The 20,456-nt window shown below is 65.7% G+C and carries 22 protein-coding genes; 11 read left to right on the top strand and 11 right to left on the bottom strand.

Features of this window, described 5'->3' with window-relative positions; translation table 11 throughout:
- The first annotated feature begins 32 nt into the window (after positions 1-32).
- Genes AC50X7_RS09515 through AC50X7_RS09500 form a run of 4 tightly spaced genes read left to right on the top strand, consistent with a single transcriptional unit; the run spans position 33 to position 4,789 of the window.
- Positions 33-740, top strand: coding sequence for a FadR/GntR family transcriptional regulator (locus AC50X7_RS09515; RefSeq protein WP_494978777.1), 708 nt, complete (start codon positions 33-35; stop codon positions 738-740).
- 23 nt (positions 741-763) lie between these two features.
- Positions 764-1,834 carry an asparaginase gene (locus AC50X7_RS09510; RefSeq protein WP_494978776.1) on the top strand — a complete coding sequence of 357 codons (1,071 nt, stop codon included), beginning with the start codon at positions 764-766 and terminating at the stop codon, positions 1,832-1,834.
- Between the two features lie 7 nt (positions 1,835-1,841).
- On the top strand, positions 1,842-3,269 hold the full coding sequence (locus AC50X7_RS09505; protein ID WP_494978775.1) for an aspartate ammonia-lyase: 1,428 nt from the start codon (positions 1,842-1,844) through the stop codon (positions 3,267-3,269).
- 8 nt (positions 3,270-3,277) lie between these two features.
- Positions 3,278-4,789, top strand: a complete 1,512-nt coding sequence (locus AC50X7_RS09500) for an amino acid permease (RefSeq protein WP_494978774.1) — start codon at positions 3,278-3,280, stop codon at positions 4,787-4,789.
- Between the two features lie 91 nt (positions 4,790-4,880).
- Here AC50X7_RS09500 and ggt read toward each other — a convergent pair whose 3' ends face one another.
- Positions 4,881-6,704 (bottom strand): gamma-glutamyltransferase, encoded by a 1,824-nt coding sequence (gene ggt, locus AC50X7_RS09495; protein WP_494978773.1) that lies wholly within the window; start codon positions 6,702-6,704, stop codon positions 4,881-4,883.
- 274 nt (positions 6,705-6,978) lie between these two features.
- Here ggt and AC50X7_RS09490 point away from each other — a divergent pair, with 274 nt between their 5' ends.
- From AC50X7_RS09490 to AC50X7_RS09475, 4 genes are all read left to right on the top strand, one after another.
- The gene (locus AC50X7_RS09490; RefSeq protein WP_307097715.1) at positions 6,979-7,227 is read left to right on the top strand and encodes an SCO4226 family nickel-binding protein; all 249 of its coding nucleotides are present in this window, start codon (positions 6,979-6,981) and stop codon (positions 7,225-7,227) included.
- Positions 7,228-7,321: 94 nt separating this feature from the next.
- Entirely contained in the window at positions 7,322-7,810 is a 489-nt protein-coding gene (locus tag AC50X7_RS09485) for a universal stress protein (protein ID WP_494978772.1), read from the top strand.
- 149 nt (positions 7,811-7,959) lie between these two features.
- Positions 7,960-9,285 carry an ATP-binding protein gene (locus tag AC50X7_RS09480; protein ID WP_494978771.1) on the top strand — a complete coding sequence of 442 codons (1,326 nt, stop codon included), beginning with the start codon at positions 7,960-7,962 and terminating at the stop codon, positions 9,283-9,285.
- A gap of 9 nt (positions 9,286-9,294) precedes the next feature.
- Positions 9,295-10,554, top strand: coding sequence for a low temperature requirement protein A (locus tag AC50X7_RS09475; protein WP_494978770.1), 1,260 nt, complete (start codon positions 9,295-9,297; stop codon positions 10,552-10,554).
- Here the strand turns inward: AC50X7_RS09475 and AC50X7_RS09470 are convergent.
- The 3 genes from AC50X7_RS09470 to gluQRS all read right to left on the bottom strand — a co-directional run bounded on the left by AC50X7_RS09470 (position 10,532) and on the right by gluQRS (position 12,441).
- Positions 10,532-11,185, bottom strand: coding sequence for an HD domain-containing protein (locus AC50X7_RS09470; RefSeq protein WP_494978769.1), 654 nt, complete (start codon positions 11,183-11,185; stop codon positions 10,532-10,534). The genes AC50X7_RS09475 and AC50X7_RS09470 overlap by 23 nt on opposite strands.
- 57 nt (positions 11,186-11,242) lie before the next feature.
- Positions 11,243-11,443, bottom strand: a complete 201-nt coding sequence (locus AC50X7_RS09465) for a death domain-containing protein (protein ID WP_494978768.1) — start codon at positions 11,441-11,443, stop codon at positions 11,243-11,245.
- A gap of 101 nt (positions 11,444-11,544) precedes the next feature.
- Complete coding sequence (gene gluQRS, locus AC50X7_RS09460) at positions 11,545-12,441, bottom strand: tRNA glutamyl-Q(34) synthetase GluQRS (RefSeq protein WP_494978767.1); 897 nt, start codon at positions 12,439-12,441, stop codon at positions 11,545-11,547.
- Between the two features lie 343 nt (positions 12,442-12,784).
- Between gluQRS and AC50X7_RS09455 the strand changes: the two genes are divergently transcribed.
- Entirely contained in the window at positions 12,785-13,243 is a 459-nt protein-coding gene (locus AC50X7_RS09455; protein WP_494978808.1) for an Lrp/AsnC family transcriptional regulator, read from the top strand.
- Between the two features lie 3 nt (positions 13,244-13,246).
- Here the strand turns inward: AC50X7_RS09455 and AC50X7_RS09450 are convergent, their stop codons facing one another.
- Positions 13,247-13,702, bottom strand: a complete 456-nt coding sequence (locus AC50X7_RS09450; RefSeq protein WP_307097708.1) for an Lrp/AsnC family transcriptional regulator — start codon at positions 13,700-13,702, stop codon at positions 13,247-13,249.
- A gap of 105 nt (positions 13,703-13,807) precedes the next feature.
- Here AC50X7_RS09450 and AC50X7_RS09445 point away from each other — a divergent pair, with 105 nt between their 5' ends.
- Positions 13,808-14,461 (top strand): LysE family translocator, encoded by a 654-nt coding sequence (locus AC50X7_RS09445; RefSeq protein ID WP_494978766.1) that lies wholly within the window; start codon positions 13,808-13,810, stop codon positions 14,459-14,461.
- A 9-nt stretch (positions 14,462-14,470) separates the two neighbouring features.
- Here AC50X7_RS09445 and AC50X7_RS09440 read toward each other — a convergent pair whose 3' ends face one another.
- On the bottom strand, positions 14,471-15,448 hold the full coding sequence (locus tag AC50X7_RS09440) for a hypothetical protein (protein ID WP_494978765.1): 978 nt from the start codon (positions 15,446-15,448) through the stop codon (positions 14,471-14,473).
- Positions 15,449-15,602: 154 nt separating this feature from the next.
- Between AC50X7_RS09440 and AC50X7_RS09435 the strand changes: the two genes are divergently transcribed.
- A complete protein-coding gene (locus AC50X7_RS09435; RefSeq protein ID WP_307097705.1) occupies positions 15,603-15,809 on the top strand; it encodes a hypothetical protein in 207 nt (68 codons plus the stop codon).
- 1 nt (position 15,810) lies between these two features.
- On the opposite strand, the gene AC50X7_RS09430 is transcribed toward AC50X7_RS09435, so the two are convergent.
- From AC50X7_RS09430 to AC50X7_RS09410, 5 genes are all read right to left on the bottom strand, one after another.
- Entirely contained in the window at positions 15,811-16,185 is a 375-nt protein-coding gene (locus AC50X7_RS09430; protein WP_494978764.1) for a nuclear transport factor 2 family protein, read from the bottom strand.
- A 41-nt stretch (positions 16,186-16,226) separates the two neighbouring features.
- Positions 16,227-16,730, bottom strand: a complete 504-nt coding sequence (locus AC50X7_RS09425) for a DUF456 domain-containing protein (RefSeq protein WP_494978763.1) — start codon at positions 16,728-16,730, stop codon at positions 16,227-16,229.
- Positions 16,731-16,828: 98 nt separating this feature from the next.
- Positions 16,829-18,028: an NAD(P)-dependent malic enzyme gene (locus tag AC50X7_RS09420; RefSeq protein WP_494978762.1), complete on the bottom strand. Its 1,200-nt coding sequence runs from the start codon at positions 18,026-18,028 to the stop codon at positions 16,829-16,831.
- Positions 18,029-18,308: 280 nt separating this feature from the next.
- Complete coding sequence (locus tag AC50X7_RS09415; RefSeq protein ID WP_494978761.1) at positions 18,309-18,917, bottom strand: TetR/AcrR family transcriptional regulator; 609 nt, start codon at positions 18,915-18,917, stop codon at positions 18,309-18,311.
- Between the two features lie 138 nt (positions 18,918-19,055).
- Positions 19,056-20,333: an MFS transporter gene (locus tag AC50X7_RS09410; protein WP_494978760.1), complete on the bottom strand. Its 1,278-nt coding sequence runs from the start codon at positions 20,331-20,333 to the stop codon at positions 19,056-19,058.
- Positions 20,334-20,456: the final 123 nt, after the last annotated feature.

Here is a 20,456-nt window from a genome sequence, read left to right as displayed (position 1 = left end):
ACAGCAGCTGTGACCCCTGCCATATTTAAGGCGTGAACCTGTCAGACAGCCGGACAGCAGGACAGCCTGCTGCGTCCCCGCTCGCACGACTCAGTGCAGCCGAGGCGGTATTCAACGCTATCCGCCAGGACATCGAGACCGAGCGGCTGTCGGTTGGAAGCAAACTCAGCTCGGAGGCAACCCTTTCCCAGCAGTACGGGGTCAGCCGGTCAGTCATCCGCGAAGCGCTCCGCTCCTGCACCGCCCTTGGCCTTACGGTGACCAAAACGGGCAAGGGGACGTTCGTCGTCGCCAATAAAGTGGCCAACGACCTCACCCTCGGCCAGTACTCAGCGCGGGACCTCACCGAAGCCCGCCCGCACATCGAGGTTCCGGCAGCCGGACTGGCTGCAGAACGCCGCAGCGACGAAGAGCTGGAGACCCTCCGCCACATCGTTGCCGCGATGACCACCGAATCCGATCCCGAGTCCTGGGTGGCCCTGGACTCCAGCTTCCATGCCGCCATCGCCCGCGCCAGCGGCAACAAGGTGTTCGCCAGCGTGGTGGCTGACATCCGCGGGGCTTTGGCCCACCAGTCCGAAACTTTGAACATGGTAGCGGACCGGCAGCATGCCTCAGACCTGGAACACCAGGAGATCCTGGCTGCCATCGAGGCAGGCTCGGCGGAGGCCGCAAGTGCAGCCATGGCCCACCACCTGCGCGCCGTCGGCATCGCCCTCGACTCCATCCTGAACAACTAAAACGAGACACCCACAAGGACCCCATGCCATCCCCTGCGCTTACTGCTGCCCACACTGCCGCGATGCTTCCGCAGCACGCACCCCTGGTGACCGCCATCCGCGACGGCCTCGTCGAAAGCGTGCACTACGGCTCGGCCGTTGCCATTGCAGAAGATGGCTCAACAGTGGCGTCCACGGGCGATCCCTCGGCGCCGTTCTATCCGCGGTCCTCGCTGAAGCCGCTCCAGGCAGTCGCCATGGTCCGGGCCGGCCTCGAGCTGCCGGCGGATCTCCTTGCCCTGGCAGCGGCAAGCCACTCCGGCGCAGCCAAGCACCGCGAAGGAGCCCTGCGCATCCTCGACCGGCACGGGCTCAGCGTCACTGACTTCGATAACAGCACCGACCTCCCCTACGGCACCCGTGAGCGCGAGGAATGGCTGCGCGACGGCGGTGCGGCCACCCAGCTCACCCAGAACTGCTCCGGCAAGCACGCAGCCATGGCCGCCACCTGCGTGATCAACGGCTGGCCGGTCCGCGGCTACCTGGATCCTTCCCACCCGCTGCAGCAGCTCGTGGCCACAACCGTCAGGGACCTGACCGACGAGGAACCGTTCACCGTCAGCACCGACGGCTGCGGCACGCCCCTGTTTGCCCTCACCCTGCGGGGCATGGCCCGTGCCTTCGGCCTTATCGCGGGTGCCGCGGCAGCCTCCGTTGCCACAAACGACGACGGCGGGCCCGCTCCCCAGAGTGCGGAAGCCGCCGTCGGGCTCGCCATGCAGCAGCACCCGGACATGGTGGCCGGGGAAGGCCGCGACGTCACGGAACTGATGCGCCTGCTCCCGGGCTCCGTGGCCAAGGACGGCTTTGAAGGCGTGCAGCTGGTGGGCCTTGCCGACGGCAGTGCCGTTGCCGTGAAGATTTCCGACGGCGGCGACCGCGCCAGGATGTCCGCCACCGTCAAACTGCTTGAGGCGCTGGGCGTGGACACCGTTCCGCTCTCCGGCATCGCCACCGCCCCCGTGCTGGGCGGCGGCCACCAGGTTGGCCTGCTGCAAGCCACAGACTTCCTGCCCCAACATTCCCTGTCCGCACCCGCCAGCGAAGCCCTGTAAGGACCCCATGACCACCATCGACACCACCACCCTCTCTGAAAAAGATGTCCGGTCCGAACACGACCTGCTCGGTGACCGTGACGTGCCAGCCGGCGCCTACTGGGGTGTGCACACCCTCCGGGCCGTGGAAAACTTCCCCATCACCGGCCAGAAGCTGTCCTCGAACATGCACCTGGTCCGCGGCCTCGCGGCAGTAAAACTTGCCTCAGCCCGTACCAACCGCGAACTCGGCCTGCTGGACGCCGAACGGTCGGACGCCATCGAGCAGGCCTGCCAGGACATCCTGGACGGCCAGCTTGCCGACCAGTTCGTGGTGGACGTGATCCAGGGCGGCGCCGGGACGTCGTCGAACATGAACGCCAACGAGGTCATCGCCAACCGTGCGCTGGAAATCCTCGGCCACCCCAAGGGCGACTACCCCCGCCTGCACCCCAACGACCACGTAAACCTGTCCCAGTCCACCAACGACGTCTACCCCACGGCCGTAAAGCTGGGCACCATCTTCGCCGCCCGGGAACTGCTCGACGCCCTGGCCGAACTTGAGGAAGCCTGCGCGGCAAAGGCGCTGGAGTTCCGCACGGTGGTCAAGATGGGCCGCACCCAGCTGCAGGACGCCGTCCCCATGACGCTGGGCCAGGAATTCGGCACCTACGCCATCACCATCGGCGAGGACCGGCTCCGCCTCGCCGAAGCCGACCTGCTGATCCACGAAATTAATCTCGGCGCCACCGCCATCGGCACCGGGCTCAACGCCCCGGCCGGCTATGCCGAAGCCGCCTGCCGGCACCTCGCCGAGATCACCGGCCTGCCTCTGGTCACGGCCCCGGACCTGATCGAAGCCACCCAGGACGTGGGCGCCTTCGTCCACCTCTCGGGAGTGCTGAAGCGCGTCGCCGTGAAGCTGTCCAAAATCTGCAACGACCTCCGCCTGCTCTCCTCCGGCCCGCGCGCCGGGTTCGGCGAGATCAACCTGCCGGCCGTCCAGTCCGGCTCCTCCATCATGCCCGGCAAGATCAACCCGGTGATCCCGGAAGTAGTCTCCCAGGTGGCCTACGAGGTGATCGGCAACGACGTCACCATCACCATGGCCGCCGAAGCCGGGCAACTCCAGCTCAACGCCTTCGAGCCCGTCATTGTCCACAGCCTCCACAAAAGCATCTCCCACCTGGAAGCGGCCTGCCGCACACTGACGGCGCGCTGCATCCGTGGCATCACCGCCAACACGGACCACCTCCGCCGCACGGTGGAGCAATCGATCGGCCTCGTCACCGCCCTGAATCCCCATTTGGGCTATGCGACCGCCACCGCCATCGCGCAGGAAGCCCTCGCCACCGGCAAGGGCGTGGCCGAACTCGTGCTCGAACACGGACTCCTAACGAGCACCCAACTCCAGGAACTCCTCAGCCCCGAACGCCTCGCCAACCTCAGCAAATAGGACTCCCCATGACAAACTCCCCCATCACGGACCACACGGTTCCGCCCCAGGCGCACGCCTCTGAGGCTGCCCTGCACGCCGAGGACAAGGGTTACCACAAGAACCTCAAGCCGCGGCAGATCCAGATGATCGCCATCGGCGGCGCGATCGGCACCGGACTGTTCCTCGGCGCCGGCGGCCGCCTCAACGCCGCGGGCCCGTCCCTGGTCATCGCCTACGCCGTGTGCGGCTTCTTCGCGTTCCTGATCCTCCGCGCCCTGGGCGAACTGGTGCTGCACCGCCCGTCCTCGGGCTCGTTCGTTTCCTACGCCCGAGAATTCTTCGGCGAAAAGGCCGCGTTCGTTTCCGGCTGGTTCTACTGGATCAACTGGGCCACCACCACCATCGTGGACATCACCGCCGCCGCGCTTTACATGAACTTCTTCGGCAACTACATCCCCTGGATGGCAGCCGTGCCGCAGTGGGCCTGGGCCCTGATTGCCCTCATCGTGGTCCTGGCACTGAACCTGGTCTCGGTGAAGGTCTTCGGCGAGATGGAATTCTGGTTCGCCCTGATCAAGGTCGCCGCCCTGGTGGTCTTCCTTATCGTCGGCACCTACTTCGTCATCTTCGGCACCCCGGTGGACGGCCAGCAGGTGGGCTTCAGCCTCATCTCGGACAACGGCGGCATTTTCCCCAACGGCCTGCTCCCCATGATCATCCTCATGCAGGGCGTGCTGTTCGCCTACGCCTCCATTGAACTCGTGGGCACCGCTGCCGGTGAAACTGAAAACCCGGAAAAGATCATGCCCAAGGCCATCAACTCCGTGGTCTTCCGCATCGCCGTGTTCTACGTTGGCTCCGTCATCCTGCTGGCCCTGCTCCTGCCGTACACCTCCTACGAAAAGGGCGTCAGCCCCTTCGTGACGTTCTTCGGCTCCATCGGCATCCAGGGCGTGGACGTCATCATGAACCTCGTGGTCCTCACCGCCGCGCTGTCGTCCCTCAACGCCGGCCTGTACTCCACCGGCCGGATCCTGCGCTCCATGTCCGTCAACGGTTCCGCCCCCAAGTTCGCGTCCCGCATGAACAAGGCAGGCGTGCCCTACGGCGGCATCGCCATCACCGCCGGCGTGTCGTTGCTGGGCGTCCCGCTGAACTACCTCGTGCCAGCCGACGCCTTCGAAATCGTCCTCAACGTCGCCTCCGTGGGCATCATCATGACCTGGGCAACCATCGTGCTGTGCCAGATCCAGCTTCAGCGCTGGGCAAAAAAGGGCTGGCTCAAGCGCCCCTCGTTCCGGATGTTCGGTGCCCCATACACCGGCTACCTCTCTCTGCTCTTCCTGGTAGGCGTGCTGGTGATGGTGTTCATCGAATCCCCGCTCACCATGCTTGTCACCGCCATCGCCTCGGTCCTGATGGTCGCCGGCTGGTATGCCTGCCGCAAACGCATCCATGAGATCGCTGAGACCCGCGAAGGCTTCACCGGGATCTCCCCCGTGGTCGCCAACCCGCCGGCGGACACCTTCAAGAAGTAGTCCCGCCTCAGGGAGTACGACGGCGGCACCCCAGGTTTTGGAAGTCCAGAACCTGGGGTGCCGCGTCGTTGTTATCTGATCAGTTGCGGGGCTACGGCGAGGGCTTGACCACCAGCGCCGATCCGCCGCCACGCCGCGCCGGCTCGGCCGCCGCCACTGCCCTTCCGTCAGGGAGGAACTCAATGGCTGTGGCTGCGCCGAGTTCGGCAATGGAGCTGAAAGCCGGGTGTCCGTACTCCCTAAGCTGCCTCCCGTAGGCCGCGATGAACGCCGGCTCTGCCTGCGGGGTCGCCGAATTCCGCTGGGAGGCGCGCGGCGCGGCAAGCGCGTCCGGGATATCCATGCCGAGGTCAATCCTGTTGATAAGTGTCTGCAGCACAGTGGTGATGATGGTTGCGCCGCCTGGAGAACCGAGCGCCACGAACGGTTCGCCGTCCTTCAGGACGATGGTGGGCGACATGGACGAACGGGGACGCTTGCCCGGCTCAATGCGGTTCGGGTCGGTTGCGCTGTACACCGGCGAGAAGTCCGTCAGCTCGTTGTTCAGGATGAAGCCCCGGCCTGGAACCACAATGCCGGACCCGCCGGTTTGCTCGATGGTGAGGGTGTACTCCACCACGTTGCCCCACTTGTCTGAAACGGTGAGGTTGGTGGTGTTGATGTTCTCGGTGTCCGAATTGCCGGAAAGCGCTGCCGGTTCAACGGGGCAGGCGCCGTCGTAAGCGTTGACGTCACCCGCGGCCACCGGTTTCGGGGCCGCCTTCGCCGGGTCAATCTCGCAGGCCCGTTCCTTGCCAAAGACCGGGTCCAGCAGCTCCTCGGTGGGAACATCAACGAATGCCGGGTCACCCACGTACTTGCCGCGGTCCGCGAATGCCAGTGCGCTTGCCTCAAGGTAGTGGTGCAGGACCTTTGGCTTGTCCTTCGCCAAGGCGGGAAGATCGAACACCTCGAGGATGTTCAATGCCTCCCCCACGGTGGTGCCGCCGCTGCTGGAGGGCGCCATGCCGTAGACGTCGTAGCCGCGGTAGTTGACGTGGGTGGGATCCTGGTCCAAAGCCCTGTATGCATCAAGGTCTTCGGTTGTCATAACGCCTGCCGGCCCGGGCAGCGTATTGGGATCCGGGTTAGTAGGCGCGTTCCGGACTGTGGTGACGATCTCGTCGGCGATCGGACCTTCGTAAAACTCATCGATGCCCTTCTCGGCCAGCAGCCGGTACGTCTCCGCCAGGTCCGGGTTCTTCAGGACAGAACCGACAACTGGAAGCTGCCCTCCCGGGAGGAACAGCTCAGTGGTTGCGGCGAATGGCCTGAAGCGCTCATCGTTTTCATCGGTTTGCTGGCGGAATGTCTGGTCCACTACAAACCCCTCCGTTGCCACGTCAATGGCAGGCCTCAGGGCTTCAGCAAGGCTCAGGCTTCCCCACCGGTCCAGCGCCCGCTCCCAGGTGGCTGGCGTACCCGGAACACCAACCGACATGCCGCTGGTTGCCTGCTTGATAAAGGGATACGCCTCGGTGGTGCCAGGCTTAACAAAGGCATCCCGGGGCATCGCGGCCGGCGCAGTTTCGCGGCCGTCAATCGTGCTGACCTTGCCCTTCCGCGCGTCGTAATACACGAAGTAGCCGCCGCCTCCGATGCCGGCACTGTAGGGCTCGGTGACACCGAGGGTGGCTGCTGCGGCAACAGCAGCGTCGACGGCGTTGCCGCCCTTGCGGAGGACTTCAATGGCCGCGGCGGAGGCGTCCAGGTCCACGGTACTCACGGCGCCGCCATAGCCCGTGGCGGTAGGGGTCTTTTTGGTCTCCTCGGCAGGCCCGGAGTGGGCAGAGGCCGGGCTGGCCAACGCTCCTGTGGTTACGCTCATTGCCAGCGCCGCCGTCATGGCTGCAAGCCGGCGTCCCAGATTTGGCATGATTGCTCCTGAACCGGTTTGAGTGATGGAGGTCACGCTACTCCTCGGGCAGGGCACTCTCAACGGCTGCTGCTACCCCTTGTCGCCGCCCTTCAGAAGAGCTCTGGCTGCCTCGGTGGCGCCAATCCCGCTCTTCTCTAAGTACGAGGATCGGCGCTGGTGCGGGGTGGATACGCGTCATGGGTTTTTTCCTTGACCCGTGACAGGCTCAGGTCTATCATCAGCCCCATCTCGCCGCTTCAGCGGTGGGGCCAGGTTAAGGAGCATCAGTTTCATGCCGGAATTTATGGATGTTCACCGCAACATGACCGGAATCACCAAGGAGGCATTACAAGCGGCCCACGACGCCGATGTCGCCATTCAAAGCGAGGAAATGGTTGAGTTCAAGTCGGCTTGGGCTGATCCCGACTCAGGCCTCGTTTACTGCCTGTCCGAGGCTCCGTCAGCGGATGCCGTACGCCGTATCCATGAGCGCGCGGGCCACCCGGCGGACGAGGTCCACCCGGTTCCGATCAAGGTCTGAACAGGCAGCAGAGTCCGACGGCGGCCCGCCAGGTTCCGTCGATACGGAGCCCGGGTGCCGCCGTCGTTCGTTTTCGTCAGTCAGGAGGACCTTGGTGAACAACCCGGAAGCAAAAATTGTTGTAGGGGTGGACGGCTCCGATTCCTCAGTGCAGGCCCTGCGTCTGGCAGCCCGGCTGGCGCCCGCACTCAATGCGCGGATCCACGCCGTGGCTTGCTGGGATTTCCCGCAGATCTACGCCGGCTACGTTCCGCCGGACTTTGATGCCTTTGAATCAGCCATAACACAGACCCTGGCCGAGGCCCTCGGCAAAGCGTTCGGACCGGACGTCCCGGCGCACATCAGTCAGGAATTAGTCCGCGGCCCTGCGCCCGCCAAGTTGGTCGAAGCCGGCGCGGATGCGGCGATGCTGGTGGTTGGCCGCCGCGGGCACGGAGGGTTCATTGGCATGCACCTTGGTTCCGTGAGCTCAGCCTGTGTTTCGCACGCTGCCTGCCCGGTCCTGGTGGTGCACACCGACGGCAGCCACCGCCCACACCATCTGTGGAGAGGCTCCAAAGGCAAGGACGCCGCGAAGCTGTAGTCCCCATCCGTCCGGGCGTAACGCAACGCTCCCGCAACTCCCGGCTGCGAGCCGATCCCCTATGCTCAGCAGAGCGCCTTTCGGGCGCCGGCGCCCGTAGGGGTGGTGTTCAGGGAGCAGTTCAACGACGAACCAAAGCGGGAGACGGCATGACCAACTGGCGGATCAGGGACTTCCACTCAGCAGACCTAGACGGGATCCTGCATCTCTGGGAGACCCTCAAGTCGCACAACGTTGAACCCGTGTACGCACTTTCCGAGGTCCTCGCGTCCTGCGAAAAGGACCACGCCGTGGTGGCGGTGCAGGGTGACCAGGTGGTGGGCGCCGCCGTCGGACGCGCTGCCCACGACCAGGGCTGGATCGTCTTCCTCGCCACCCTCCCTGAATACCGCGGCCGCGGCATCGGCACCTCACTGCTCGCCGCCGTCGAAAACCGCATGGCCCCGCACGGCCTGAACAAGCTCTCGGCTCTCATGCCGGAATCAGAAACCCGGGTGGAAGCGTTCCTGGGCCGCGGCTTCGCGTTGAAGAAGAATTTGCGCTACTTCGAGCGGACCATCCCCGTCCAGCGGCAGGAACTCGGCGCTCTGGGCCAGCTCGGCGGCCGCGTCCTGGCCAGGGACCTGTGGGAGAACGTCGCCGGCATGCGCAAGGAGAAGGAACTGCTCGAACGCCGGCTGGTCCTGCCCCTGGCCGAAGCCGACCTCGCCGACGAATTCGGTGTAGTGCCGCCGCGTGCAGTCGTCCTCTTCGGCCCGCCCGGCACCGGCAAAACCACCTTCGCCAAAGCCATCGCCTCCAGGCTGGAATGGCCCTTCGTCGAAGTGTTCCCGTCCAGGCTCGCCTCCGATCCGCAGGGCCTGGCCGGCGCGCTGCGCGAGACGTTCCTCGAGATCGCGGAGCTGGAGCACGCCGTGGTGTTCATCGACGAAGTGGAAGAGATCGCGTCCCAGCGATCCGGGGAGCCACCGTCGCCGCTGCAGGGCGTCACCAACGAGCTGCTCAAGATCATCCCCGCGTTCCGTGAACAGCCCGGCCGCCTGCTGGTCTGCGCCACCAACTTCATCCGTGCCCTGGACACCGCCTTCCTGCGCCACGGCCGCTTCGACTACGTCATCCCCATCGGGCTCCCCGACCGGCAGGCCCGCGAAGCCATGTGGCAGCGCTTCATCCCGGCACCCGTGGTGGACGCCGTGGACGTGGAACTGCTCGTGGAAAAAACGGAGGGCTTCTCGCCCGCGGACATCGAGTACGCCGCCCGCAGCGCCTCCCAGCGTGCGCTGGAGAACGTTGTATACGGAAGGGACAGCGACGGCGGGCTCGCTTCCGGCGGCACGCTTTCCGTTCGCGAGGCGGTGCGGAAGGGCCCCTCCACCCAGGATTACCTCGACGCCATCGGCGATACCCGGACCACCGTCAGCGCCGAAGTGCACCAGGACTTTCTGGAGGACATCGACGCCCTGGGCCGCGTGTAGTTTTGAACCATGTCCTCCAATCCCCTCCGGCATGCCATGGCGCGCATGGGCGGCCGCGATCCGCACGAAAAGCACCGCGCAGCCACGCCGCTTGAACTCTTCTTCGACCTGACCTTTGTGATTGCCTTCGGCGTCGCGGGCAGCCAGTTCGCGCATCAGGTCGCGGAAGCGCACTTTATTCCCGGCCTGATGGGCTTCTCCTTCTCGATGTTCGCCGTGATCTGGGCCTGGATCAATTTCACCTGGTTCGCCAGCGCCTACGACACTGATGACTGGATCTTCCGGGTAGTCACCATGATCCAGATCGTGGGGGTCCTGATCCTTGCCATGGGAATCGAGCCCATGTTCCGCTCGCTGGTGGAGGGCGATCATGTAAACAATGCGGTAATCGTGGGCGGTTACGTGATCATGCGGCTCGCACTGGTGGCCCAGTGGCTGAGGGCGGCCAGGCAGGATCCGGCGCGCCGCGAAACATGCCTGCGCTATGCCAGGTACCTCGCGCTGGTGCAGCTCGGCTGGATTGCGGTCCTGATTATTGAGGCCGACGTCCTCACCACATTCCTCATGATTCTGCCCTTGATCGTGCTGGAGATGGCCACCCCCTATGCCGCGGAGCGAAAGGCCAGGACGCCGTGGCACGCACACCATATCGCCGAGCGGTACGGGCTGCTGGCCATCATCGCCCTGGGCGAATGCCTCATCGGCGCCATCGAAACCCTCCGCGCCATCGTTGCCAACCACGGCTGGAGCGTCGACGCGGCGCTGGTCGGCTTCGGCGGAACCGCCTTGGCGTTCGCCATGTGGTGGATCTACTTCATGCTCCCCGCCGGACGGGCACTGCACCTGCGCAGGCACCGGTCGTTCCTGTTCGGGTACGGGCATATCCCCATCTTCGCCGCGATCGCGGCCACCGGCGCCGGGCTGCACGTCGCCGCTTACTACATCGACCACGAGGCGCACATCAGCGCGGCGGTGGCCGTAGCCAGCATTGCGATTCCGGTGGCACTGTTCAAGGGCTCGTTGACCTGGCTGTACAGCGCCATGGTCGGCCCGGACCGCACCGTCATCACCGTGGCCGGCATAGTCCTGGTGGCGCTGGCTGCAGCAGTTGGCCTGGCTGCTGCAGGGGTTTCGGTCCCGGTGTGCCTGCTGGTGATTGTGCTGGCACTCGGCCTTTCAATCGTGGTTGATGAGCGCCGCGGCTCCGAGCGGCTGCATCACGCCCTGGAGAAGCTGGAGGCGGAGACTACCGCTCCCCGCCCGTCCTAGCGTCCGACGCCGCCTCACCCGCGGCATCCGGCTCCTCATAGGACAGGTTCTCGTAATCCGTGGTGTCTTCCTCGTCCAGCTGGTTGTCCAGCTCCTCCAGCAGCCACGGATTCACCCGGGCAAGGATTTTCCGGACCTCCTCCACCTCCACGGCGGCGTACAGCACCGGACGCGCATCGCGGTACTTGGTGGCCGGCGGCTTGTCCGGCCATTTCTCAGCCAGCGCCTTGACCCTCTCCGGCAGCGAGTTGTGGGCGTTGTCCGCAATTTTGACCAGGGCGGCATCATGGTCCTCGGCGATCTCGCGGATCCCGGCCTGGTAGTCGTCCGGGTTGCTGTGCAGCCGGTTGGTGACGCGTTCGATAATTTCCACCGCACGCTCCGAAACGCCCATGTCCAGCAGGGCCTGGCGGGTAATCGGGGTGTCCTCGGCAATGTCGTGCAGGTATCCGGCGATCCGGATATCGGCGTCGAAATCGGCAAGGGCGTCACCAACGGCGAGGACATGCTCACGGTAAGGGCGCTTCAGCTTGTCCTTCTGCCGGTTGTGGGCCACCTCGGCAAGGACTTTTGCGGTCTCTACCGTGAATCTGGGCGCCGGGCTCTGCTCCGCGGCCTGCTGGTCTGACATGTCCTAAGCCTAGGCTGAACAGGCCGCCTGGGCTCAACCGGCCTCAGTCATTCCGGGCTACTGCTTGCCATACTTCCGATGAACTGCCTGCTTGCTGACTCCCAGGCACAACGCGATGGCTTCCCAGGACAATCCGGCCTGCCTTGCGCTCCGGACCAGCGAAGATTCGGTCCGGTTCACTTCCTTCTGCAGTTCGGCGACGGCGTGCAGCGCCTCTGCCGGCCCCATTCCATCCATTGATCCCACAAGTGTTTTCATGCGGTCCACCTCCATGGCGTCAACACTAGTTGACGCCACCCGGTCCGTCAACGAAAGTTGACGAACCCTGCCGGGACGCGCGGCAAGGGCGGGGCGGGAGCTCAGCGTCCGGAGGGCCGCATCGCCGGCCACACCCAGGGCCCGCGGGGCAGGGCAGCCGGATCGAAGGCCCGCACAACTTGTTCAAGCGGCCCAGCCGGCAGGCCCAGCGATGCCAGCAGCCGGTCCCGCACCACAGCGGCAGACTTTCCCGCCTCCGCCAGATCCCGCAGCGTCACCGCTCCGTCGCGCTTGGCCAGCCGGACGCCGTCGGCATTCACCACCAGCGGAACGTGCGCATATTCCGGAATGGGAATATGCAGAAGCGAGGCGAGGAATGCCTGCCGCGGGGTGGATGGGAGGAGGTCGTCACCCCGGACCACCTGGTCGATGCCCTGCTCGGCGTCGTCCACCACCACGGCAAGGTTGTACGCTGTCACGCCGTCGTTGCGGCGCAGCACAAAGTCATCCACCATCCCCGTATAGGCACCGTGCAGCGCGTCATGCACCGTGCACTCGGCCACGTCGGCGCGCAGCCGGATGGCAGCGGGCCGACTGGAGCGCTTGAACTCCAGTTCAGCAGGGTCGAGGTTGCGGCAGGTCCCCGGATACGCACCCAGCGGGGCGTGCGGCGCAGATGGAGCCTCCTGGATTTCGCGCCGCGTGCAGAAGCATTCGTAGGTCAGTCCGGCAGCCGCCAGCTGCGAGATCGCCTCGGCGTAGAGGGGGCCGCGGGCAGTCTGGCGTACCACGTCCCCGTCCCAGGTAACACCGACGGCCTCCAGGTCCCGCAACTGCTCCGCCTCCGCGCCCGCCCGCGCGCGGTCCAGGTCCTCCACGCGGAGCAGGAACTTCCGGCCCGTGGAGCGGGCAAACAGCCAGGCAAGGATCGCGGTCCGAAGATTGCCCACATGGAGTTCGCCGGAGGGGCTAGGGGCAAAGCGGCCTGCGGACGTCATGGATCAACCCTATGCGGGACGGGAAGGTGTGCAGGGACAACACAAGAGCCCCTCAGCTACCGATGACTTCGGGAATCCGACGTCGGTAGCTCAGGGGCTCTTGCCGTGTTTGCAGAATGACCATGGTGTGAACAAGTGTCAATCAGCGGCGGCCTCCTTGCGGGAGGCGGTGTCCAGTCGCCGGGTGGTGTGCCGGGGAGTCTGTAAGCCTTCAGGATTCAGCGGTAGCTTTGCCTTCGTTGCTATAATTTGAACAGAACCCCTACAGTTGGAACAACAAGCAGCGCCCCGATTGGTCAATCTGACCAAACTCCGCCCCCGGCACCGACAGGAACTGAACAGATTGCAGGAACTGGACGTCACCGACAAGCGCATCCTGAAGGGCCTGGACGAAGACCCGCGCGTTCCCGTCATGGTCCTGGCACAGCGGCTGGGCCTTGCCCGCGGAACCGTGCAGAGCAGGCTGGAACGGATGACAGCATCCGGAGCGCTGCGCCCGAACAGCAGCAGGGTGCTTCCCGCCGCGCTGGGACGCGGGGTAGCGGCTTCCGTAAGCGCCGAACTGGACCAAAGCCACCTCAACGAAGCCATTGCCGCCCTCCGCAAAATTCCGGAGGTGCTGGAGTGCCATGCGCCGGCCGGAGATACCGACCTGCTGATCCGCGTGGTGGCCACCAGCCCGGACGACCTTTACCGGGTCTCGGAGGAAATCAGGCTGTGCCCGGGCATCGTGCGGACCTCCACCAGCATGTTCCTCCGCGAAGTCATCCCCTACCGCACCACCGGCCTGCTCAACGACTGACAGTCACACCGGCGGGCCGGCGTTGGACTTCAGGTTCTTCATAACCAGGGTGGAGGTCAGCCGCTCAACCCCGGGCAGGGACGTGAGTTCGGCGTCATAGAAGCGCTGGTAGGCAGGCAGGTCCTCAGCGATGACCTTCAGCAGGTAATCGGGTGATCCGAAGAGCCGCTGGGCCTCCACGATGTTGGGGTTGTCCGCCACCCGGTTTTCGAAGACCTCCATGGTGGAACGGTCCACCTGGCGGAGGGTGACAAACACAATCGCCTCGAATCCCAGCCCTACAGCTGCGGGATCAATGTCTGCGCGGTAGCCCCGAATCACACCCGACTGCTCCAGATCACGCAGCCGCCGGTGGCAGGGAGCCACAGTCAAACCGACCTTCCCGGCGAGCGCAGTGGCGGTCATCCGACCGTCCTCCTTGAGGTGGCGCAAGATGTTTCTGTCAATGTGGTCAATCACGCAAAAATCTTACCGCCAGAGCGGTCAAGCGGGCGAAAAAGGACAGCACTTCGGCGGTGAAAGTATCTAGGGTTTTCCTGACGGATCCGTTGGCAGGAGAAAACGATGAACCCTGAGCTGTTTTTGGCCTTTGTGCTGGTTGCCGCCGCCCTGGCCTGCACGCCGGGTGTGGACTGGGCGTACGCCATCGCTGCAGGCCTGAGGCAGCGCAGCTTTGTGCCGGCGGTGGCAGGCCTGTGCGGTGGATACGTCCTCCACACGGTGCTGCTGGTGGCCGGGCTCGCTGCCCTGCTCACCGGGATGCCCGGGGTCCTTGGCTGGATCACCCTGGCCGGTGCCGGGTACCTGATGTGGCTCGGCGTAAGTACGCTTCGTTCCTGGCGCGGGGCGAGCTTCTCGGCAGGAGCCGGCAGTGACGCGAACACGCGGCTCCGCACGTTCCTGCAGGGAATGGGAACCAGCGGCATCAACCCCAAGGGCCTGCTCTTCTACGTGGCACTCGTTCCCCAGTTCGTCAGCACGGAGGCGCCCCTGCCTGTCCCGGTCCAGTCGGGCCTGCTGGGCATGACGTTCGTGCTGCTTGCGGGGCTCGTGTACACCGCCGTCGCCCTCCTCTCCCGGACCCTGCTGCAGAGCCGGCCGGGTGCCGCCCGGACGGTGACCCTGGCAAGCGGAGTGATCATGGTGGCGCTGGGGACGGTTCTCCTCGGCGAGCAGCTCCTGCCGCACTTCAACGGGGCCCACGCTGCCGGCGCCTAGCCAGCGAACCTAGTCGTCGCTGAGCTTCTTCCAGTCCTGTTCCCAGATCCGGCGCATCTCCTCGTCCTTGCGGATGGGCACCGGCGCCGCGATTTCCCGTTGCGGCACCGGGTCCTCGTGCCGCCGCCCCCAGTCCCGCGGGTTGAGCGACCTCCGGCTGGAGTCAAGGAGCAGCAGCGCCCGGTCCGTAAGGGCGTCGTTCCGCAGGGTAAGGTGCGTCTTCCGCCGGCGCAGGACCTCTGTAAGGGCCCGGTTCGCCGCCTCCAGCCGGCCCTCCCGCCGCAGCGCCCGGGCCCGGACGATTAACAGGGCGGCCGAGAGATCGTCTGCGTTGAGCAGGCCGTCGGTCCAGTCGATGACTGTCCGGCTGCGGCCCAGGGTCAGCGCCAGCGAGCAACGTGCCAAGGCCATGGGGAGCGACGGCGGCAGCCCGGTGAGGGCGTCTAGCGCGGCCTCCGTGCGTCCCGTCTCCCGCAACGAGTGCGCCAGTGCCAGGAATACCGACTCCTCGCTGAACAGGACCGGGATCTCCACGCGCTCGGCCAGCTCGATGTTCGTGATGATCCTGGTGAGATAGGTGGACGAATAGCGGTTGGCTTCGTCTTCATTCCTGGTGGTGAGCCCACGCTGGAGAAGTTCCGATGCGCGCAGGTAGCCGCCCTGCTTGTAGACCAGGAGTCCGGCCATGAGGTAGCAGAGGCCGGCCCATCCGGGATAGGCGCGTGCCAGCGTGATCAGCTGTTCGGGCTGGCGGCTGGTAAAGACCGCCTCGTGCACAGCCTTGGCGGGTTTGGGCGGCATCCGTTTCAGCCGGGGAATCTCACCGTCCACGGAGAGCAACGCAGGGTGGCGTCCTCCGAGCACGCCGGTGAGCAGGTCGCCCACTCCCCCCGCGAGGTCATGGACGGGCGTGCGCAGCTGGGGCTGGCCGAAGGGTGTGAGGTCCCGGCTGTCCCAATAGATCGGTGCAGGGTCCCCGTGCGTCATCGTTCCATGCTAACCGGGACCTCCGACAGCAGGGACCGATCACCGCAGATGCCTGCCACACACTCCCCGGGCAAGCCGGCACTTGTTGCGGCAGGAGATTTCCGCAAGGCTGGTAAGTGCCCTTAGCAGTTCCACGATCAGCAAGGAGAACGCCGTGCAAATCGATAAGTCCCAGATCCTCGAGCTCCTTCGAAACCAGGGAGACAACGACAAGGCTGCCCAGGCCGAGACCGAGCTGCCGGACCAGGTGGACACCGAGCAGCATGCAGGACTCCTGTCCAAACTGGGCATCAACCCCGCGGACTTACTGGGTAAGCTTCCCGGCGGCCTGGGGGACAAGCTTGGAGGGCTGGGCCTCTAGCTCAGCCTCGTTCCATGAACCACTCGGTGAAGGCGGAAGCCCGCCCCGAGGGGTCCAGCTGGAGGACCCAGAGGTTGTCGTAGGTGGGCCTGTCGCCGGAGTAGGTGGTGACGCCCTGGATAAAGGCGGTGGCGCCGTCCGTGCCCAGCAGTTCCCAGGTGAAGGTCCAGTCGCCGGGTTCATCACGGGCGGCGGTCCACCCCTTAACGATGCCGTCCTGCCCCTGCCACGCGTGAGGGTCATTGGGCCGCGTCTCGTACCGTGCATCCTCGGTGAAAAGGGCGCGGATGTCCTCGGGCTGGTTGCTGGTCCACGCGGCCTGGTACTTTTCCATCCACGCGGACACGTGCTCCCGCGCTGAACTTTGCTCAGTCATGGTGCCGTTCTACGCCCTTGAGCGTATGGGCCGCAAGCGCTTCAGCCGTTGGCGGCGGCGATCCAGACGCCGATCACCCAGGTGCTGGCCGCGAGGCAGGCCAGCCCGAACTCAGCGAGCATGCCCAGCCCTGTGGCTTTGAGGGCAGCCCAGCTGGACGTCGTCGCCGTCCCGATGTTCCGCGTGCGGAGGAATTCGCTGAGCAGCAGGCCCGCGGCGAAACCGACGAAGAGCCCCACCACGGGAATGATGAACATTCCCACCACGCCCGTGACCAGCGCGGCCGCGATGCTTCGGCTGGGTATGGCGTGTTGTTTGAGCTTCCTGCCCGTTAGGACGGCACTGGCGGCCATGCCCGCAACCACAAACACCATGGCGATGGCGAGCACCACCCAGCCCGCGGTGCCGGCGCCGCCCCAAATGGCCCATGCCAGCAGGCTGGCGCCGATAAGGATGCTGCCCGGAAGCACCGGGATCACGGTGCCTGCCACGCCTACAAGAATCGCCAGGCCGCACAGGACGGTCACCACGGTTTCCGAGTTCATGATCCCCAGTCTATGGTTGAGCCCGCTTAACCCCCGACGGCGGTTCCTCCCTCGCTGAGGAGGCACCGCCGTCGTCATTCCCGTCAGGGTTGGGGCTGTTACTCCGCTTCCACCGCTGCGGCGACGGCCGCGGTGACGGCCGGTGCGACGCGCGGGTCCAGCGGGCTGGGCACGATGTAGTCGGCCGCGAGGTCCTCTGCCGCGAGTTCGGCGATGGCGTAGGCGGCTGCGAGCTTCATGGCGGGGGTGATGCGGCGGGCCCCGGCGTCCAGTGCCCCGCGGAAGATGCCCGGGAAGGCGAGCACGTTGTTGATCTGGTTGGGGAAGTCGCTGCGGCCGGTGGCCACCACGGCGGCGTACTTCACGGCGACCTCGGGCAGGACCTCGGGGTCCGGGTTGGAGAGGGCGAACACGATGGCGTCCTGGTTCATCAGGGCCAGGTGCGCTTCGTCCAGCTTCGAGGAGGAGACGCCGATGAAGACGTCGGCTCCGGTGAGGGCCTCGGCGGGGCCGCCTTCGATGGCGCGGGGGTTGCTGCGGCCGGCGATGTCGGACTTCTTGCTGCCCTGGTCCGCGACGAGATCCGTCCGTGCGCTGTTGATGACGCCGCGGGAGTCCAGCAGGACCACATCGGTGATGCCGGCGGCCAGCAGGATTTCGGCGACGGCGATGCCCGCGGCACCTGCGCCGGAGACCACCACGCGCAGGCTGCCCAGCTGGCGGCCGGTCACCTTTGCGGCGTTGGTCAGCGCAGCGAGGGCAACGACGGCGGTGCCGTGCTGGTCATCGTGCATCACGGGGCAGTCGAGGGCCTCGATAAGCTTCTCCTCCAGCTCGAAGCAGCGGGGTGCGGAGATGTCCTCGAGGTTAACTGCGCCGAAGCTGGGACGCAGTCGGACCAGGGTTTCCACGATTTCGTCCACGTCCGTGGTGTTGAGCACCAGCGGAATGGAGTCCAGGTCGCCGAAGGTTTTGAACAGGGAAGACTTGCCCTCCATCACGGGCAGGGAGGCGCTGGCTCCGATGTTGCCCAGGCCCAGGACGGCGGTGCCGTCGCTGACCACAACCACCAGGCGTTCGGCCCAGGTAAGGGTGCGGGCAAGTTCAGGTTTGGCGTGGATGGCCCGGCTGACCTCGGCCACTCCAGGGGTGTAGGCGATGGACAGGTCGCGCTTGTTGGACAGCGGGACGGTGCTGGCGATGGAGAGCTTGCCGCCCTGGTGTGCGTCGAAGATCTCGGTTTCGCTCAGCGGTGTGGCTGCGGAATTGTCAGTGGCTGCAATTGCGTCAATGGACACGTCGTTGTCTCCTGGTGCTCGCCGTGGGCACACGGCACGTGGGGCTCGGGCCCGGACGGGCCTGAGGCGAAAGTGGTGCGGCGGAAAACCCAAGGGTGGCGGGTCCACAGGAGCTGCAGGGATGTGCCCTGCTGCTCCATTTCGACAATGGTAGGCACCGGGGCGAGGCGCTTGCGGGCGATATGACGGCGGCCGCGCGTGCCAAAACGGTTTCTCACGGCTGATCGTGACTCACGTCACGGCAATAAGGCGGATTCAACGAGCGGTTGGTCTAGACCGGTTACGCGCTTCGCTGGAGTGTGTAGCTGCCCCCGGTGGCCGGGGCGAGCCGCGCGCAGGCCTTTTTGAGGTCTTCCTCGGCCTCGAAGAGTGACAGGCGGCGGTTCCGGACCGACTGGACCAGACCAGTGACGGTCAGCAGGAGCACCCTGGCCGCAGTGGCGTCACCGCAGGCATTGGCCACCACCTTTTCACTCAGCGCGTCGATTTCGCGCAGCAGGACTGTCGTGTCCCGCTCCGGAAGGTAGACGCCGCGGCTCAAGCACTGCTCCACCGCCGGCTGCATGACCCTCATATGGAAGATCTCCATCACCAATCCGCCCAACGCCCTGCCGCGGAACCGCGAGGCGGTGGTCCGGCCGGCACCCTGCAGCTCCTCAAGCTGATGGCGGTAGAGCGCAAGCATCAGGTGGGTGCTCGTGGGGAAGTAGCGGTACAGCGTGCCCAAGGGTACGTCTGCCTTGCCGGCCACCTCGGGCAGCTCCACCGCGTCCAGGCCCTTCCGGGCAAAACCCCCGGCAGCCTCGAGGATGCGCGAATAGCGCAGCCTCTGGCGCGGAGCTGAGGGCATGGCAGCCATGGGCGGATGGTCTGGAAAGGTCTCAGGCATCTGTATTCCGGGGTTGTGTTTGACGGTGCAGCAGGCAGGAGCGTCCCCATCCCGGACCGCCCGCAATCCGGTTCAACTATACGGCACAGCGATGTGCCGTAATTAGTCAGTTGCCTTAGTTCCGGCCCCCGGGCAGGGTCAGCGCACGCCCTTGATTTTGACGACGAAAACAGCGCCCAGCAGCCCGATAACGGCCGCCGTGGTGAAGAGGGTTCCGTACCCGCCGAACTGCGTCACCGCGAGGAAAGCGAGGCCTGTCGCGAATACTTGCGGCAGCGAGGCGGCCACGTTAATGACCCCCATATCCTTGCCACGGTCCGAGGCCTGCGGGAGCACCTGCGTCAGCAGGGCGAAGTCAACGGCCTGGTAGGCGCCGAAGCCGATGCCCAGGATACCGGCCCCAATCAGGGCGCCGGTCCACACGGGGAAGATCGCCATGGTGAGGCCTGCCATGGCGATCATGACGGAGGAAGCGATCACGAATGGCTTGCGCTTGCCCACCCGGTCGCTCCACGGGCCCGCGATCACCGCAGTAATCATCACCAACACCGCATAAATGCCGGTAAGGGTCAGGACCCCCAGCGCCGGGTTCTCATGCTTGATGACGTCCGTGAGGAAAAAGATCAGGTACACAATGGTCAGCTGGTTGCAGACGTTGACCAGGAAGCGGGTGAGCCACGCCCACGCGAAGTCCGGGTGACGGGCCGGGCTGATCCAGAAGCCGCGGAGGAAATTGCCCCACGAGAACGGCGGGCGGAGCTCTCTGGGCAGCGTCGGGTCATTCCGGTGGAACAAGTAGGGCAGCACGGAAAACAGCAGGGCGGCCGCACACAGCCAATAACCCACCATGAAGTTGCCGGAAACCACCGCCCCGAAGACCGCACCGAGGAGGATCCCCGCCGTCTGGCCCAGGGCGGCCAGTCCCCCCACGCCGCCGCGCTGCAGCACCGGCACGCGGTCCGGAATGGCGGCGGTGATGGCCGCGTAGGCCGCGTTGGCGCCCAGTTGGACCAGGCACCAGAACAGAACCAGCAGGGCGACAGCCGTGGCCCCGGACAATGCCAGCAACGCTGCCGTGGCCAGGATGGCACCCGCCAGGACCCAGGGGGAACGCCGGCCGAAACCTGAGACCGTCCGGTCGGACAGCGCACCGAAGAGCGGATTGGCAACCAGGGATACGGCGGCCCCGCACCCAAGTACGAGGGAGGCGATGGCTTCCTTGTTGGCTTCGTCGATGCCAGTGGCCTGCTGGGCGATAAAGATGTTGATGGGTCCGAAGAACGCGGCGTTTATGCCAACATTGACCAGCACCAGCCCGGTGACCCAGCGCGCGGTGACCTTCTGCGTCGGCTCGGCGAGCGCCGCCGTCGTGGTCCGCGGAACGTCCGGCGGGACCGGTGTGTTGGACAGGCTCATTGCTGGTTCCCCCCAGGGCAGGTGCTGATGCTGGAATTCAGACTATCGTGGGCCTTTCCCGACGTCTGTGCCGCACGCCGGGGCAGTTGCGAGCCCGCGGCACCCGAGGCTCAAAGGAGAACC

The organism is Pseudarthrobacter sp. Hb11, assembly GCF_059383655.1.
The sequence above is the reverse complement of the archived record's forward strand: the minus strand, read 5'-3'. Positions and strand labels throughout refer to the sequence as shown.

Bases quoted from the DNA above. Each gene is read 5' to 3' on its own strand.
- AC50X7_RS09510 (WP_494978776.1), top strand. From the start codon at position 764: ATGCCATCCCCTGCGCTTACTGCTGCCCACACTGCCGCGATGCTTCCG.
- AC50X7_RS09505 (WP_494978775.1), top strand. From the start codon at position 1,842: ATGACCACCATCGACACCACCACCCTCTCTGAAAAAGATGTCCGGTCC.
- AC50X7_RS09500 (WP_494978774.1), top strand. From the start codon at position 3,278: ATGACAAACTCCCCCATCACGGACCACACGGTTCCGCCCCAGGCGCAC.
- ggt (WP_494978773.1), bottom strand. From the start codon at position 6,704: ATGCCAAATCTGGGACGCCGGCTTGCAGCCATGACGGCGGCGCTGGCA.
- AC50X7_RS09490 (WP_307097715.1), top strand. From the start codon at position 6,979: ATGCCGGAATTTATGGATGTTCACCGCAACATGACCGGAATCACCAAG.
- AC50X7_RS09480 (WP_494978771.1), top strand. From the start codon at position 7,960: ATGACCAACTGGCGGATCAGGGACTTCCACTCAGCAGACCTAGACGGG.
- AC50X7_RS09475 (WP_494978770.1), top strand. From the start codon at position 9,295: ATGTCCTCCAATCCCCTCCGGCATGCCATGGCGCGCATGGGCGGCCGC.
- AC50X7_RS09470 (WP_494978769.1), bottom strand. From the start codon at position 11,185: ATGTCAGACCAGCAGGCCGCGGAGCAGAGCCCGGCGCCCAGATTCACG.
- AC50X7_RS09465 (WP_494978768.1), bottom strand. From the start codon at position 11,443: ATGAAAACACTTGTGGGATCAATGGATGGAATGGGGCCGGCAGAGGCG.
- gluQRS (WP_494978767.1), bottom strand. From the start codon at position 12,441: ATGACGTCCGCAGGCCGCTTTGCCCCTAGCCCCTCCGGCGAACTCCAT.
- AC50X7_RS09445 (WP_494978766.1), top strand. From the start codon at position 13,808: ATGAACCCTGAGCTGTTTTTGGCCTTTGTGCTGGTTGCCGCCGCCCTG.
- AC50X7_RS09440 (WP_494978765.1), bottom strand. From the start codon at position 15,448: ATGACGCACGGGGACCCTGCACCGATCTATTGGGACAGCCGGGACCTC.
- AC50X7_RS09430 (WP_494978764.1), bottom strand. From the start codon at position 16,185: ATGACTGAGCAAAGTTCAGCGCGGGAGCACGTGTCCGCGTGGATGGAA.
- AC50X7_RS09425 (WP_494978763.1), bottom strand. From the start codon at position 16,730: ATGAACTCGGAAACCGTGGTGACCGTCCTGTGCGGCCTGGCGATTCTT.
- AC50X7_RS09415 (WP_494978761.1), bottom strand. From the start codon at position 18,917: ATGCCTGAGACCTTTCCAGACCATCCGCCCATGGCTGCCATGCCCTCA.
- AC50X7_RS09410 (WP_494978760.1), bottom strand. From the start codon at position 20,333: ATGAGCCTGTCCAACACACCGGTCCCGCCGGACGTTCCGCGGACCACG.